General features: G+C 51.1%; 21 protein-coding genes and 1 pseudogene. 2 read left to right on the top strand and 20 right to left on the bottom strand.

What is annotated here, in order from left to right:
* The 5 genes and pseudogenes from KCR01S_RS06975 to KCR01S_RS06955 all read right to left on the bottom strand — a co-directional run.
* A pseudogene (locus KCR01S_RS06975) lies at nucleotides 1-556 on the bottom strand (hypothetical protein); the annotation flags it as partial.
* Nucleotides 549-1,271, bottom strand: coding sequence for a baseplate wedge 1 family protein (locus KCR01S_RS06970; RefSeq protein ID WP_061281513.1), 723 nt, complete (start codon nucleotides 1,269-1,271; stop codon nucleotides 549-551). The pseudogene KCR01S_RS06975 and the gene KCR01S_RS06970, both read right to left, overlap by 8 nt.
* Nucleotides 1,268-2,449, bottom strand: a complete 1,182-nt coding sequence (locus tag KCR01S_RS06965; RefSeq protein WP_061281511.1) for a baseplate J/gp47 family protein — start codon at nucleotides 2,447-2,449, stop codon at nucleotides 1,268-1,270. The genes KCR01S_RS06970 and KCR01S_RS06965 overlap by 4 nt, the downstream gene beginning before the upstream one ends.
* Entirely contained in the window at nucleotides 2,433-2,813 is a 381-nt protein-coding gene (locus KCR01S_RS06960) for a contractile injection system sheath initiator (RefSeq protein WP_061281510.1), read from the bottom strand. The genes KCR01S_RS06965 and KCR01S_RS06960 overlap by 17 nt, the downstream gene beginning before the upstream one ends.
* A complete protein-coding gene (locus tag KCR01S_RS06955; protein ID WP_061281508.1) occupies nucleotides 2,810-3,427 on the bottom strand; it encodes a Gp138 family membrane-puncturing spike protein in 618 nt (205 codons plus the stop codon). The genes KCR01S_RS06960 and KCR01S_RS06955 overlap by 4 nt, the downstream gene beginning before the upstream one ends.
* 52 nt (nucleotides 3,428-3,479) lie before the next feature.
* Between KCR01S_RS06955 and KCR01S_RS06950 the strand changes: the two genes are divergently transcribed.
* Nucleotides 3,480-3,983, top strand: coding sequence for a DUF4236 domain-containing protein (locus KCR01S_RS06950; RefSeq protein ID WP_061281506.1), 504 nt, complete (start codon nucleotides 3,480-3,482; stop codon nucleotides 3,981-3,983).
* Nucleotides 3,984-4,010: 27 nt separating this feature from the next.
* Entirely contained in the window at nucleotides 4,011-4,373 is a 363-nt protein-coding gene (locus KCR01S_RS06945) for a hypothetical protein (RefSeq protein WP_061281504.1), read from the top strand.
* Here KCR01S_RS06945 and KCR01S_RS06940 read toward each other — a convergent pair whose 3' ends face one another.
* Genes KCR01S_RS06940 through KCR01S_RS06875 form a run of 15 tightly spaced genes read right to left on the bottom strand, consistent with a single transcriptional unit; the run spans nucleotide 4,374 to nucleotide 15,000 of the window.
* On the bottom strand, nucleotides 4,374-5,324 hold the full coding sequence (locus KCR01S_RS06940) for a hypothetical protein (protein ID WP_061281503.1): 951 nt from the start codon (nucleotides 5,322-5,324) through the stop codon (nucleotides 4,374-4,376).
* Entirely contained in the window at nucleotides 5,324-5,659 is a 336-nt protein-coding gene (locus KCR01S_RS06935; RefSeq protein ID WP_061281501.1) for a hypothetical protein, read from the bottom strand. Before KCR01S_RS06935 ends, KCR01S_RS06940 begins: the two co-directional genes overlap by 1 nt.
* Nucleotides 5,659-6,456 carry a phage baseplate protein gene (locus KCR01S_RS06930; RefSeq protein WP_061281498.1) on the bottom strand — a complete coding sequence of 266 codons (798 nt, stop codon included), beginning with the start codon at nucleotides 6,454-6,456 and terminating at the stop codon, nucleotides 5,659-5,661. The genes KCR01S_RS06935 and KCR01S_RS06930 overlap by 1 nt, the downstream gene beginning before the upstream one ends.
* On the bottom strand, nucleotides 6,456-8,042 hold the full coding sequence (locus tag KCR01S_RS06925) for a phage tail tape measure protein (protein ID WP_061281496.1): 1,587 nt from the start codon (nucleotides 8,040-8,042) through the stop codon (nucleotides 6,456-6,458). Before KCR01S_RS06925 ends, KCR01S_RS06930 begins: the two co-directional genes overlap by 1 nt.
* Complete coding sequence (locus KCR01S_RS25340; RefSeq protein ID WP_167348815.1) at nucleotides 8,029-8,181, bottom strand: hypothetical protein; 153 nt, start codon at nucleotides 8,179-8,181, stop codon at nucleotides 8,029-8,031. The genes KCR01S_RS06925 and KCR01S_RS25340 overlap by 14 nt, the downstream gene beginning before the upstream one ends.
* Nucleotides 8,182-8,195: 14 nt before the next feature.
* Nucleotides 8,196-8,624 (bottom strand): hypothetical protein, encoded by a 429-nt coding sequence (locus KCR01S_RS06920; protein ID WP_061281493.1) that lies wholly within the window; start codon nucleotides 8,622-8,624, stop codon nucleotides 8,196-8,198.
* Between the two features lie 8 nt (nucleotides 8,625-8,632).
* Nucleotides 8,633-9,064, bottom strand: coding sequence for a hypothetical protein (locus tag KCR01S_RS06915; RefSeq protein WP_061281491.1), 432 nt, complete (start codon nucleotides 9,062-9,064; stop codon nucleotides 8,633-8,635).
* Between the two features lie 10 nt (nucleotides 9,065-9,074).
* Entirely contained in the window at nucleotides 9,075-10,577 is a 1,503-nt protein-coding gene (locus tag KCR01S_RS06910; RefSeq protein ID WP_061281488.1) for a DUF3383 family protein, read from the bottom strand.
* Complete coding sequence (locus tag KCR01S_RS06905) at nucleotides 10,578-11,066, bottom strand: phage neck terminator protein (RefSeq protein WP_061281487.1); 489 nt, start codon at nucleotides 11,064-11,066, stop codon at nucleotides 10,578-10,580.
* Nucleotides 11,063-11,419: a hypothetical protein gene (locus tag KCR01S_RS06900; protein ID WP_061281485.1), complete on the bottom strand. Its 357-nt coding sequence runs from the start codon at nucleotides 11,417-11,419 to the stop codon at nucleotides 11,063-11,065. The genes KCR01S_RS06905 and KCR01S_RS06900 overlap by 4 nt, the downstream gene beginning before the upstream one ends.
* On the bottom strand, nucleotides 11,416-11,988 hold the full coding sequence (locus KCR01S_RS06895) for a phage virion morphogenesis protein (protein ID WP_061281483.1): 573 nt from the start codon (nucleotides 11,986-11,988) through the stop codon (nucleotides 11,416-11,418). Before KCR01S_RS06895 ends, KCR01S_RS06900 begins: the two co-directional genes overlap by 4 nt.
* A gap of 20 nt (nucleotides 11,989-12,008) precedes the next feature.
* A complete protein-coding gene (locus tag KCR01S_RS06890) occupies nucleotides 12,009-12,371 on the bottom strand; it encodes a DUF4054 domain-containing protein (protein WP_061281480.1) in 363 nt (120 codons plus the stop codon).
* A 14-nt stretch (nucleotides 12,372-12,385) separates the two neighbouring features.
* Complete coding sequence (locus KCR01S_RS06885; RefSeq protein ID WP_061281478.1) at nucleotides 12,386-13,354, bottom strand: major capsid family protein; 969 nt, start codon at nucleotides 13,352-13,354, stop codon at nucleotides 12,386-12,388.
* 3 nt (nucleotides 13,355-13,357) lie between these two features.
* Nucleotides 13,358-13,849: a structural cement protein Gp24 gene (locus KCR01S_RS06880; RefSeq protein ID WP_061281475.1), complete on the bottom strand. Its 492-nt coding sequence runs from the start codon at nucleotides 13,847-13,849 to the stop codon at nucleotides 13,358-13,360.
* A 2-nt stretch (nucleotides 13,850-13,851) separates the two neighbouring features.
* Nucleotides 13,852-15,000, bottom strand: a complete 1,149-nt coding sequence (locus KCR01S_RS06875) for a DUF2213 domain-containing protein (protein ID WP_061281473.1) — start codon at nucleotides 14,998-15,000, stop codon at nucleotides 13,852-13,854.
* Nucleotides 15,001-15,003: the final 3 nt, after the last annotated feature.

Genomic DNA, 15,003 nt, shown 5'->3' with positions numbered 1-15,003 from the left:
GCTTTAAGAGAACGCCGGCGGCGTCGGTTTGCGCCAGGATTTCGCGCGCAAAAGCGGTAAGCGCAGTTAACGCGGCGGTGTCTTCACCACTGAAGTACGGCATTTTATCTTTCGTACCAGCAAGCGTGGCCAGTGCGGTAAGCGTCGCATTAATTGACTGAAAATATTCGCTCCCATTGCGTGAGGTGATCACTGGTGTCCAGTGTGCCGATGGCGGCTCATTGCCTGTATTGGCGTCCTCAATGGACTGATAAGCAACACCGGTATGTGTGCAGACAGAGCCTGCGTAATATTCCTGCTCTTCGTGCCATTCCGGAATGCCAGCCTGATGCTGGTAAGCAATAAACTGGCTCAAGGCGTACATGGCGCCATTAAAGTCTTCAAGGGAAGGATGTTCCGACGGGCCAACAATTCCCCAGCCGCGCAGGAACGCCGCTGTTATTTGCGAGGTTAGATCGTTAGCTTGTGTCGTTTCACCAAATACAGTTCTTTCAACCCCCTGCGCGCTGGAAGCAAATGCCTGGACATTCCCCTGATAACGCTCAATTTTAGACATGAATTTTCCTCGAAAAAAAACCGCCCTTGTAAGCGGTATTGAATTTGCTGGCGAAGCCTCTGGCGGCTGGATTTCTGGAGAATCCAAACGCCTCGCCTGGCGTCACCTGATAGAAATAGTCGTAACGAACTCCGGCTGGTTTGGGTAGCAATCCTAGCTTCACAATGAGGCGCAGTTCATCGACAGAAACCTGGGGGGAAATGTTTAACGCGAGCGTCATATCCTTGCGATCAGTAACGTAGGCCTCGCCATTAAAGGCCGCCTGAATAACTTCCTGAAGGCTGACGCGGTCATCGGAAGATATGGTTGAGGCAGCGGCGTTTCGAGCGATCTTAACCTTCAGGAATCGGCGGTATTCGTTATCCCCTAACTGATACTCGCCGTAAGCCGGTGCGAATTTACTGAAAAATGGGGCGCCGGTAATCGCAGCGTTGGATTTGCTCCCGAACCCCTCCGAATTAGGGTGCCCATCAAAGCCAAAAAATACCTTTGCCAATGCATCAGGTACGCTGCGCGGTAACCCGACGATTCTCCCGATAACATCCAGTCGATAACCGGTAACGCGGTCGAGATCAAAGTTGTCTGGGTTACGAATGAAGTCAGCGATAATTTGCCACTGCCCCAGCATTGCATTGATTTCAGCCTTTGCTTTTGGCTTTTCCCAATACTGTTTGATGAGCATCAGCGTATAACGCTGAATGATGTCTCCATTCATGCAAACACCTCATCAATATTGATATTTGCCTCATCAATCGTAAATTTCCCCTGAAAACCCGGAGACAATTCACCGTCAGTAAACGTTAATCCGTCGTCGCTGATCTGCAGGTCAGTCAGGGTGAAGTTAACCCGGCTGACGCCATACCCATCCTCGTAGAACTCATTGGCATCAATACTTTCGCCAACGTGCATAACCCGGGAGGCCAAAGCCTCTTTGAGAGAATCAATATCCACCGGATCATTTGTTTTCTTGCGTTTAGCCCTTAATTGAATATGCAATGGTTTGTAGATTGGCCTGTCGAACTGCATGTCGTGGGCAATCTGGAGGGTCGAACCATCAGGCCTGACAAGTGTCTCAATATAACGCCCGGTGACGCTCCCCTTCGTCCCCGTCCCGCCTCCTTTCTGCTTAACCATGACCTCTACGATTTCAGAAACGGCCCCACCTTCAACGACAAGCCAGATTGAGTTGGCGGGGATGCCCGTAACCTCGTCATCTGTTTTGGTGTCGTTCTCATCAATATTCAGATCTGTAACGCCCGCCAGATTAGCTACCTTTGCGAATATCGCGCCGGTGCTACCCGTTGCGGGATTCTCCAGGGATCGGTTACGGCGCTGCCGGAATTCTTCAGGTGTTTCTTCGTCACGCCCCACCACAACGTCAGAATCAGAGGAAAACCCCAATACCCCTTGTTCCGGGGTGAGCTGCGTAAACGTATCCGTTACCAATCCCGTAACCTTGCCAAAGTTCTGAGCAAAAAAGGTTACAGTGGTTGTTCCCGCAGGAACGGTTACGTTCTGACGTACAAACCAGATCTGATTAGCCTGGTCGCGGATTTTATATCCGCTATACAAAAGGACGGGCCTGTCAGTGTTTACAACTAAATCCCGCTGCGAACGTGAACCGGGCCGCATGTATAGGCCATGCAGTTTGGCGATAATTTGTTGCATATCACCGGAATTAAAGTCCGGGTCCATTTGCGAATAAAGCCACTGAAGCGCCGCCTCAATATCCGTTCTGGCCTGTGCTTCAATAGCGACACGCTGCCCGTCTGGAGAGTCTTGGTCTAAATCAATATCCTGACCATAAATTTCTTTATAGTCGTCACTTAGCGTCTCAAATATCTCCCTGAAGGAATCCACCTCCAGACCGTTATTGCTAAACCGCAGTGCCATCTTTCAACGCTCCATTTATTGGAAAGGTGATGGTTTGCTCATCGAAAACTGTTTCAATTTGCAGCTCGATGGACTGTTTCCGGGTTGTTTTATTGACCAGCATCGAGAGTTCTATAATTCGCATAACACCATCAGTTGCGAGTGTTACCCGCTCAACCTCACGCAATATGTCCTGCTCGGTATTCTTCTCGGACAGCAGATAAAACCAGTCGATGTTGTCCGACATATTTAACGGGTTATCGTTTTTAAAGGACCGCAGGCGGCACTTTACTTTTTGAGCGATAGCCGGGCCGCCGGTGATGTAGTTTTGCCGACCGCGTCCAAACCCCCAGTCATTATCGTTATCAAGCGCTGATACAATCATGAGATCCCCGTGATGATTCCGTTGGTTACGGTGATTGTTTTCCCGTCCTCGCTCCGGAAAGAACCGGTCACCCCCTGTTTCCCTGCTGTTTCAACTGAGCCATATTTCATTAGCCCATTCACCACGCATTCCGCCAGAGTGGAAACGCCGCCCTCTTGCGTGATGTTTCCGGTGACATTAAGGTCGCCATCGTGATCACTGACGCCTTTAATCAGCCTGTTTTTCTTGGGGATGGTGATTGCGGTCGAGGAAGGATTAACGCCACATAAAGCAAAACCGTCAGAATAGTCATGCATTCGCATTTCGAGCGGTGAGACAAAATCGCTTCCCGCATACCAGGCGTCATAGCAGCGTTCTGATATCAAAATAAGGCAATAGCCGCCTGGCTTAATCGGCTCAACAATATAGCTGCCCTCGCCCTGCACTATTACCGGCGGCACTTCTATAAATTCCGGGAGCTGCTCACTACTGCCCTTCACAACGCGATTGATAACGGGTTTGCAACCGATCGTCGTATCATTTACTTCTGTGATTTTTGCGACAACAATAGTGTGAACATCGGCCAGAGCGAACTCGACGCCAAGGTCGATGGTGTCATGAAGTTCTTCGATCATGATGATGGCTCACTGATTACGTTATTTTCTCTACACACAGCAGAGGTGAACAATGGGATTCAAATTCAGGAAGAAAATAAAAATAGCACCAGGGATTTCTGTGAATATCAGTAAAAATGGGATCACTAGCGCAACTATTGGCAAGCCAGGCTCCAGTGTAAATGTAGGAAAACGTGGGGTTAAAGCCACTACGGGCATACCGGGAACAGGATTATCCTATACAAGTGGTAATTTGCTTGGTGGCAAAAGTGAGCATGGTAAGCAAAATGCCGAGGCGGAATCAGTGCATGCTCAAGCCCTGCTTTATGACGATTCCAATGACCCCATTTCCACACCGACTCTTCCATTGGTACTAACGAACAAGCAGTTCAGAAAACTATCTAAAGAAGATAAAAAATCATTTAAAAAGGCCGGAGGAAAGATAAAGCTATCAACCGGTGAAAAGATATTTATCGCTATAGTGATAGCTCTCGGTATTGGTTGGCTATCATCCAAGCACTCTACCGAAAGGCCCCCGACAGCCACCTCAACCGAAGCATCAACATCTATTAAATGATAAATGTGTAACACTCTGGGGAGTATTATGAAAAGAAACATACTTATTCTTGGTTTTTTGTTCTCTGCTACATCCTTTGCTGGTCCTTACGCCGATATCGCCAAAGCAAAATTTGAAAGCGCAATGCTCGAAGCCCTGCAAGCAACAAACGCTGATCATAAAAAAGTAAGTGCAGGTATGTCTCAGTTACCAGCAATGGAAAAACAAATGAGAGGGGTGGTTCGTGAAGGCTTAAAAGAAAACAAGTCTTGCTCAAAGATAAAACGTGATTTCATCAAACAACAAAAAGACATGATGGAAAAGGAAGAATGGCCTGACCAAGACTTTGTCGAGTCATTTCTTTCTGCAGGTGGTGATTATGTCGCTACCATTTGCCTTGACATGAAATAATTACTTAATTACTGAATAATTACCTGCCGGCTGGCAAACCACTTTTTGATACCAGGCTGCGCCAGTATTCTGACCGTTGGTTTCTATCTGGTAAATTTTATAAACCCCGTTCAGTGCGGGGTTCGTTACGCTCTCAACCGCACAAAGCCCGCCGATCACCAACATTGGGTTTAGTTTTGTGTCGAATACAATCTGCCCTTTTGATTGGGGGACCGATGTGCTCGAGTCAGCTTTGTCGTTGCTGTTCCCCCCGGGATCCGTTTCCGGGTTGTTCGTGGGTTTTACTCCTTTCTTCCCGCTATCATCCTGGGCGCTAATCTTCGTAGATTGTGGTGTATTCAGCAGCCCACTGCGTGCGTTGACAACTGGGATATTCCCCGATGCGACTTCGTGCGCCTTCAGAATATGAATCCGTTCATCTTTAATAAAAAAACTTTCATCAGGTGCCAACATATCACTGATAATTTTGCTTGAACGACCAACCAATACTTTTGGCCTGACTAATTGTTGCTGGCTCGTCACCGCTCCTTTCTTCGTGTTCGGCATATCCTGGAGGACAGAATCTATAACCTGCTCTTTCCCGCGAACGGTTCGAGATGTGAACGCATTTATGTAATCGTGGCCACCATCTTCACATTCTAGGCTGAGGACGTGGATCGGACCTTCACGCTTTACCGCTCCACTCTTTACAGAACCCTGAAATACCTGCCGTAGCTTTCCGTCGTAGCCGATCTCGAGTTTAATCGGAATGTATTTATCATCATCCTCGGCCTTGACCAGTTGCAAGCGTGTTGAGGGTTTGAGCCCGTTGATTGACACGCTCAGTTTTCCGAGTGATTTCTTATCCACGGTTTCCAGCGCCTTGAATGACACAGTGAACGGCGGTTCGATAATCACGGCCTGATTGCCGATCCCCACCGTCAGCCGGTAGTCGCGGTAAAAAGTGTCCATTACGGTACATCTCCCCCTCGAATTTCAATCATTTCCTCCGGCGTGATCATGTAAAGCTCACAGCGGCCGGTGGCGAAATCGTCAGCGCGATACGGATCAATCCCGGAACTATCAGTGGCGAGTAGTGCGATATCAAAGGGCCAATTTTTATGACGAAAATGCATCGTTCCCAACGATAATTTCACACCATCTATGTAATCACCATTGTACTCCACCCGCATTTTCCACATTTCAATTGTTGGCAGGTGCCGGAAGGTAACCACCGCCTCGCCACGATCAAAAATCAAGACGTGCCGCTGAATAGGCTCATCCGTTACATTTGTTATTCGATTCATCAGCTTTTACCATAGAGCGTATCTTTAAATGAATACGCTACAGATTTTGACTGGTTGCTTTGTTTTGAGTTGTCAGCTGGTGTTTGTGCCCCCTTATTTGCCACAGCCGCCGTTTTGGATTTTGCTGCCGCTGATGGTGATTTGAAATGCTGCTCAATAGGTGCGGTAGTGATCAGACTGAAATTCACTTTGGTAAAGCTGGCCTCAAACTTTGTTTCACTGGTCTGGTTATCGGTGCTGATGACCAGCCCACTAAGCGCCATGTTTTCATGCGTCCGGTAATCGACTTCTACAGAGATCAGCTGCTTGCCGAAGTAAACGGCTTCGATGAAGTCCAGAAACTGTTCACGTATGCTCTTAGCCCCGCCGGATACAGGGTTACCAACCAGTCCGAAGAGTTCTGCGCCTTTATCTGCCAGGCGCTTCGCTTCCAGTATTTTTTGCTCGGCACGATCAGCAATTTCATTCATTCGTTGCAACTGCTGTTGCGTCTTCGACGGGATGTATTCGATGACTTCGCCATACTTCGAGTAATCAGGCATCAGGCTAAATGATGAGTTGGGTTTTGCATCAACGTACACATCTGCAACGACACCACTGATTTTGATGGTAATTGGCCCATTGATAATGTCGTCAGATGCATTGCTGCCATCTTCCAACACATCGACGGGAACCTGCGCGGGATACTCGGTGGAGTCGTTCACTCGCGCAAACATCGAATACCCGCCAATGCCCACCTTCTTCACCGAGTCTTTGCCGGAGGCCTGAGCCTGAGTAAAGCCGTCAAGAATGCCCATTATTTTCCATTCCCCGAATACATGCGGCGTGCGTCACGCATCTGCTGTTGGCTGCTGTCTGCAACCGCTGATCCAGCAGCCTGTGCATCAGGCGCCGTAATGTAGTTTTGCTGACTGAAGGTGAATGAACTGTTGTAAGCAGCCCCACCACCAGCCATGCCAACCGCTTCGTTCATACCGTAAGGGATGCCGCCAGCGCCAATTCCACCATTCCCGCCGCCTGTCGGCCCCTGCTGTTTTTCATCGTCTCCGAATCCGAAGAATGATTTAGTTGCGCTCCAGGCGTTTGAGGCTGCGTTGGTGATGACATTGCCGATATAGTCGCCCAGTCCGGCAAAGATGTTTTTTGCCCAGTCGATGAACGCCGTAAACGGGGCTTTCATCTGCTCCACGCTGTTGTCGAAGATTTTCACAACATCGGCCCACGCCCCCTCAAAATCTCCCGTTACCAGCTTCCACAATGCGGAAAACATCAGCAGGATATTGTCGAGGCCGACCTTGAACGATTCGATAATGTAATCAACCACCACCATCACAGCGTCTTTGATAGCCAACAGGCCGGGGACTATATCGATCCCCCAGTTATCTTTGAAGAAGTCAGCGATAACGCTCTGCCCGCCTTCCATCGCCGTTAGCAGGTCATCGATGACCAGAATGACGGCCAGTATCGCCGCAGTGATGAGGACTACTGGAGACATTAGAACGCCCATTGCAGTAGCAAGCCCACCAGTAACCAGCCACCAGACAGAGAAAGCGATCGTGATAGCGGCAACAATCGGCAAGAAGCGGCGAATCATACCCATCACGGAGAAGATGATTTCCCCAAGGTGAGAAAGACCATTTTTGATAAGGTCTTTATTGGCAATCAGGAAATCCGTGAAGCCGTCGATCAGGTCTTTGAGTACCGGCACAAAACCGATTGCCACCTGAAACTTAATCCCGTCGAACCCTTTACCCAGGGTCGTCAGTGAATCGTTATAGGCGGCGAACTGGTCGGCCTGCGCCTGAGTGACAACGCCAAGCGCATTGGCCTTATCCTGCAGCGCTTCGATTTCGTCGCCGGTGCGTGATAGCAGCTGCACCATCGAACGGTCGATGCCCATCTTATCCAGCACCGAGAACTTTTCGGCCTGGCTCATGCCTTGCAGCTTGTCGGCCAGTTCGCGAAAGATAACGTCAGAGGATTTAACCTGCCCGTTGAGGTCTTTAAATTTCAGCCCCAGCCGATCAACAACATCCTTTGCCTCGCCCTCACCGGTAGAGACAAATTCCCCAACGCGCGTGGTCATTTCGCTGAGTGATTCTTGCAGGGCATCCACGCTTGACCCATTCACGGACGCGGCATAACCCAGCGTTTGCACTGTCTCAATCGCAACGCCCGTTTCCCTGGAGAACTGGATAAGCGGGTTAATGGATTCACTGACTGACGTAACCCAGCTCGCAACGCCCACCGCCGAACCAGCAATAGCCGCGCCCATTGTCGCCAGCAGCCCGATGGAGGCTTTAAGGTTGGCGTTAAAGGCCTCCTGCGGGGCCAGATTGCCGACAAAGCCGAACTTGGTGATCAGCTCGTTAACTATCGCCATTGCGGGATTTCTCCATTTCATAGTGCTGAATGTCAGCGCTAATGTTTTCAAACTCGAGCATATCCAGAAGCTCAGGCGTATCCAACTTGACCAGTTCGCTATATGAACCGTACCCGGCTTTTGACAAGGCCAGGTACATGCTCATTTCATCGCTTACGTTCGACTTTTTAACGTAATCTTCTGAACGTCTGGAGCTTCTGAAGTTGAGTTCATAGTGCTCCCGCCCATAAAAGGCAGGCTGATGACCTGCAACGCGGTGGTAACCACCATGACGTAATCACCAGGGAAGGATTCGAAATGATCGGCCTGCTTTGACAGCTGCACGCCGTCATACAGAACGTAATCGAACATCAGCCGCTCAATTTCTTCGAAGCGCTCAGTATCGAGGAACTCGAGCGATTGTCGCGAAAGCTCACTGGCAATGCCCGTGAAGAACGCGAAAACCTTGCGCCGCTTTTTGTGCGTCATCGCGGCAAAGTCGTAGCGGTTGCCGTTAATCTCCGCAAAGCCGTCTTTGTACACGGCCTTGATCATATCAAGGGCTTTCTGCTGCTTTTCTTTCAGTTCTTTGTCGTTAACCATGGGATGCCTTACACGTTACGGACGACATTACGGAACTCGATGGTGTACTCCATGAGCGCATTAACGTCCTGGTTGTTTTTGGTTTGTGTCGGCTGCGTGGTGATAGAGCCGACCTGCAGATCGTAGGTTTCTTTCAGTGCCGCCCCATCGCGTACAAACGACTCTTTAACCGAACCGTCAAAAACGACCGGAATATCGGCTTTGATCTGCTGGCTCAGCCACACATCATCGTTTGAGTATTTTTGGACGCGCAGCACCATTACGTGCACACCGGCATCAACACGTTTCGCAATGGTCACGCCATTTTTAGCGCTGTTAGCCCTGCTGGTTAATGGGTTGGAAGGGGTTAACGTGATGTAATCACCCGCCGCGATATCCGTGATGATTCGCCCGTTCAACACGGTGGTCGCGGTATCTGCACTAATAACAATCTGAGACATTTACCGCCCCTTACTTGTTGAAGTTGATAATAATGTCTTCGCTATGCACTGCACCGGCGTTCTTCACAGCGATTTGCAGAACCGGGGATTTGCGCGCCTGGCGATCAGCCGTTGATTGATCCGCAAGGTCACCGGCCAGGACGTAATACCCGTTTTGCTCAATGTTGCGCAGGAACATATCCCGGTCACCGAAGAAGTCCGGAAGTGTCCAGGTGCCCGGATTGAAGACGCCAGCCTTAACAAAGCCGCGAGTGGTTTTTTCTGCACAATCTTCTAACTGGTCCACGCCGTAATAGGTTTGCGGAACCTTAGTTGGCGTGGTTTTCAGGAGGTTGAAGGAGTCAGTTTGCACCGCGTCAACGTAAGCCATCAGGTTATAAACGTTGTCCACGAAGTCATTAGCGTCGCTGGTCAGCACGCATGGCGTGTCTTTAATCGTGGTGTAAATGTCCAGACCGACCGCCTTCGCCTTATCGATCTCAGTCTGAGAATATGACTCAGCCGTGACATTCAGCGTCTTCAAATTCAGGGTGATAGCAGTGCGCTCACCGCTGAAATTCACCGTGTGAGTACGGGCCATATAGCTAACGCCGTACTTACGATTGCCAGCCTTGCTGTACAACATGCGGAAATTTCCCTGACTGGCGAGAGTCACCGCCCATACGGGGTTGCCTGGATCAATTTCCAGCGCCGCCGCACCGGTGAACGTTTCGAAGACAAGAACGGAATTAGCTTTTGCCCAGGCTGCAATCAATGGCACCTGCGCGCTGAGGATCTTATCGATGAAGGCAACACCCTTAACGTTGACCTGCGCCTTGAGCTGACTCAGGCAATCCAGTTGCTTTTCCGGATCGACTTGAGACTCAGCTTTACCGTTAACCTGCGCGGCGCCAGAGCCATCAGCAATTGCCAGAACATCCCCAATAAACGAGCCGCTTTCCAGCGCCACCGGAAAGCCCACAACCGAAGATGCCCCGGTTGTTTTGCTGGTGAATACGATTTGAGAACCATCAAACACGACCGACGCAACCGCCGGCGTAATAGCAGCCTGGATTTTTGCAACCACATCCGAGAGTGTGGCCGCCGTGGTGCCGTCAATCCCGGTGACTTCGTGGTCAGTACCGTCGATAGTGATACCGAATGACCAGTCGGCTTTCTGGCGTAAAGCTGGCAACACTACAGCCTGGGAAATCTCAGCGCCGCGCAGCAAGCCAGCCGTTTCAGGCAGGGTTTCCCCGGCGGCGTTCCAGAAACCGATTACCAGCGTCCCACCAGCAGAGATAGGGTTCGGACTGGTGCCAAAGAAGGCATTCGCAAAGGCAGCCGTTACCGATGATGCGCCCCAGTCTTGCTCTACTGCTGAGGCGCTTTTGTAGGAGCGCCAGCGCTCGACGGTGCTCAACACTCCAGTTTGACTGGTCACGATCGCGCAAACGTTGATGTTATCGCGCGCAGCAGCCTTTCCTTCTTCAAGAAGCGTCACATTAATAACGTTATTAATTGATGCTGACATTTACTTATCCTCTAAAAATTGAAACTGCGGCGTATCGATACGCAGCGTTTGAACATCGTGCGCAGGTGCATACTGAACGTTGAAACTGAGGTTGACGCGGTTACCGTGAGACTGACCAAGCAACTGGCCCACATCGATGATGTTTGATACCGCCATAATGGTTATTGCGTGCTGACGCCTCAGCTCGTTCGCTGCCTGGCTCTCACTCAACATCAGGAAGTTTTCAGCGTTGCTGTATGCCCCGTCCCCGTAGAACTCCAGCACAATCGCGTGGCTCACTGAGGCGGTATAAGTCATCACCTCAGCGTCACCGTTAAAGCGCTGGCCTCTGGCCAGAACCGATTGCGGCAGCGAGCCGTTGACCACGATATAACTGGTGGAGAAGTCCGACGCCTGCACGTTCCGTCGGTCGAACTTGATCAGCTGCTCGTCGTAGTCCAGAAGGTCACGAACGAAACGCGCGACCGCTTTCAGGTGGGGTTGTGTCATGGCGTTGGCACCAGTAGCGGGAGCCGGGTTTCCTCGGCAATGACGGCGCAGAATCCATAATCCATGTAATCGGCCGGGGACACGACTTTGTAATCCTTCCCGCCCTTTTCGATGAACTGGCCGGTTTCAATTTTCAGCCGCGCGTGAATCAGCAGATACTCTTTCGACCAGTCCAGGCTATCCAGCGTCAGATTCTCTTTGTTCGCGCTTTGCACCACCGCCAGAATGTCCTGACTGGTGACGATTACAGACGCCTCAAAATCCACGGTCTTTTCCGTCCGGGTTTTGAGTTTTAAAGGCTGCTCCCAACCAATTAGCGCGTCGCTCATATCAAGTTCTGATAAGTCGCTCACTTACGAACCTCCCATGTGATAGTCCCCCGTAACTGCCCTTTATCAATCAAGATCGCCGATGAGCCTTTGGCTTTTTTCGTTGCCTCGGTGATATCCGGCCACGTGCCATAACCACCCGTTTCAAAGGCTTTCACACTGATATTCCGCGCGGTGGCACCTATCAGGTTTAACGCGGTTGTTGCATCCATTTTCCCGGAGCCTACAGCTTCACAAGCCTTTTCGATTGCCCGGTTAATTTCTGATTTTTTGAGGGTGAATGGAGCGCGGAGAAAAGAACGTTCAGGGAGTGTTATTTTGTGGGCTGCCGTAAAGCCGCTAACCGGCCCCATGAGGCTATTTTTGGTAAAAGTAGCCTTGCCACCCATTGCCATATATCCGGTGCCGCCAGGGTGATCGATTTCAGCGCCGAATTCGTGGGCCGCCCCAATCTCAATTATTGATGTTCCATCATCATTGGTTTTGTTTCCCACTTTGCCCGCTGGCAAACCCACGGCGACGTAATGCGTTTTCATCGCCTCCAGGTTCTTCAGGTATTCAGTGGTGATTTTGAGAGTTTCTTCCGGAGTCATAGCAAATCACTCCCTATTCGCTATCGAATAGCCAGCACATGCACGCCCACCAGCTTACGCAGCCTCAGATACTCTTGCCCGTAAGAGCTGGACGCGTAGCCGTCGTGACCGGTGCCAAACCCGGCATCGGGCGCTGAATAGCCAATAGACACGCCTGCAACAGATCGGCTGGTGATTGTCTGGATGGGTTTTCCGTTGCTGCTGCCGGAAAGATTGAGCACGCCAGCCGCATAAAGCAGATGCGCCGCTAAAGCATGAAGCCCTTGCTCATAGAGCTTGTTCCATACCTTGCGGCTCATCTGGTTAGCAGCATCCTGTAGCGCCCCATCTATACGGGCAGGGGCGACACTGGCGAACTCGGGGTAACGAACGGTAAATTCCATGCTACCCCCTGCGATTACTCTGCCGGTGAGGATTTGTAATCGACATACACCGCTGACTGCGGCTGTTTCCACATCGCGCCACCGAAGGCAGAACGATAGCCACACTCATAGGTCAGCAGATCACGCTGTCGTACCGCCAGCAGCTCAGGCATATGCACCTCCATCTCGATGTATTCCGATTCGTAGGTGTAAATGGCCAGGCGCGTTTTACCCGATTTGATACCTACCGCGTAATTGCTCGGGACTTTTACAAAGGTGATATTGAAGGATTCGTTGCCAGAAGCCTTACGCAGTGCCGCCATAATGCGATCCATTGCAGCAATCGGGAGCAGGTCAGTGCCCACAACGGTCGGATTCGGGTCGAATTTCTGCATGGCGAGCATGAAGTCGCTGGCATCCATTGCAATATGCGTAGGCTGAATGCGGTAGCTGGACTTGCGCCACGCCACGTTGTAAGCATCCAGTACCAGTTTCACGAATTCATCAGAGGTCATTTCGGTAATAGTTTTACCTGAAGCATCGACAACGATCTGAACCGACGCACCAGTCAGCAAGCCTTCCTGCCCTTTAACCCCCATGTGACCGACATAGCCCGCATACTGGATGGTAGCCAGGGCATTGGCGTAAAGATCATCCTGCTTTTTGGTCTGCAGGCTGATATTGAGGCGAGCAATTTTCTCCAGCTCCTGCTGAGTCCAGGTTGCAGCTTTAGCCCACTGACCAACGGGTGCTTTCAGCCATTCAATCTCACTATCAATGGTTTTCAGGCTGTTGGTCTTGTTACCGATGATGCCGTCTTTAACAGAGCCAACCACTTTCGACACGCCGTAGTCCGCATATTCCAGAGCAAAATCCAGACCATCTTTAATCGGGAGAGCCTCGCCGATGTTAATCTCTGGCAGCTCCTTTTCCTTCAGATCTGTGTCGCGCTCGGTTAGTGCTTCCTGCAGCACCTCTTCAAAATCTGCTGATTCCATAGGCATTGGTTATGCTCCTTCCGTCTGCTGAACTGCCTGTTGTACGTAGCCCAGGGTGATAGCAACGCAGTTATTACCTGCACTCACATCTTCCACCCAGTAACCCAAATCAATATTGCCGGCTGCTTCTGTCGTCACCTTTCCGGCATCGGCACCCGTCGCCACGATGTAGGCCGCCGCGCCGCGCGTAAAATCAGCGTCATCGACCGTCAGCGCGCCGACGCTATCACCGTGAGAGAAATGCCCGACGTTGACCTGTTTGTTATGCGGTGCGCCGTCGCCGTAAATATCACGCACAACAATCCCATGAATGCGCAGGCCAGCAGCGAGAGGCATCACGCCACCGTCTGGGTTGACCGCTACGAACGTGCCATAGAGCAACTTCGTTTCTGTCAGGTTCTCTTCGCCCCAAACTTTGTCGTTTGAGCTGGAGGCGCGTTTAATCGAGCCCGGTTTAATAGTGCCTTCGGCACCATCCCAATCAGTAAATCCGAAAGACATAGTTATTTACCCCCAAGGCGTTGATTTGCGGTTTTGGTGCTTTTGTTCGCTGAGTCATTAAACAGATGAGCACCAATTTCACTGCGCGGCTTTGACGTTGCCTGGATAGCCGCGTATGCCGCGCGTACTTCGCTATCCGTCATCGCGCTAACCTGGGTATCGTTAAACGCCTTGGTGCTCACCAGAACGGCAGCGCGAACGTCACGCGCTGATTTGGCATCGTTGAAACTGACTTTAGGGAAGCGGGCTTTCGCATCGGCCAGCGTAGCGCTGGTTTCATTGCCTGATTTCACCTGCTCCAGTTCATCTTCCAACGCCTTAACCTTTGCTTTCAGGTCGGCGTTTTCGGTTTCCAGCGCGGTGATTTTTGCGTCCTTGTCATCACCGCCACCTGCGGCGGGGTCGTCATCGTTTGGCGCAGGAGTCCCCTTCATACTTTCCAACTGTGTTTTGAGTTCAGCGAGCTGCGCCAGCACTTCCTGTGCTTTAGCCGTTGACTCATCAGTTCCTTCCCCTTTGAGTTCCTCCAGCGCCTTTTCCAGCGCGGCAATCATGCCGACCAGCTCGTCAGCAGTCAGCGCGACGCCTTCCGAATCCTTCAGTTTTTTGCCCTTCAGAAACGCCAGGGCGTCAGCTAATTTTGCAAACATTGGCTTACCTTTTTTGTCGTTTAACTTGCACTGAGGCCCGTATCGCCCCGCCGCCACTCCCGCGACGTGATTGCCGCGAATGTTGATGTGGTAAAGCTTCCCGCCTCTCTCCTCGAGCTGAGCTGGTTCATACCCAACAGACACTTCACGTATCCCTGTCTCTTCCAGCGTCTCGATTCCTGCGGCATCCGTCAGGAAAACGTCACAAACCACGTCACCGCCCTCGATGCGGGTGTTGGCAATATGCCCGGATGCTTTCTCGTTGTGGTCTGCTGCGGTGACCTCCCCGTCGTCGGGGTGCGTTATGGTGAACGGGAGGCCATTGAATGAAGCGAGGGTTTCGGGTTTTGACAGTTCGTCGAGGGTGCGAACAACGGTGATTTTTTTGTTGGCATCGCTGCCAGTTAGTCCCAGCTCATGACCGTAATACTCAATCGGTCCGGCGCGGGTGATCGTCGCAGTGGTAATCACGTACCCCTGCGGTGTTCGTTTCCACGTCATTGA

The organism is Kluyvera cryocrescens NBRC 102467 (genome assembly GCF_001571285.1).
Taxonomy (GTDB): Bacteria; Pseudomonadota; Gammaproteobacteria; order Enterobacterales; family Enterobacteriaceae; genus Kluyvera; species Kluyvera cryocrescens.
The sequence above is the reverse complement of the archived record's forward strand: the minus strand, read 5'-3'. Positions and strand labels throughout refer to the sequence as shown.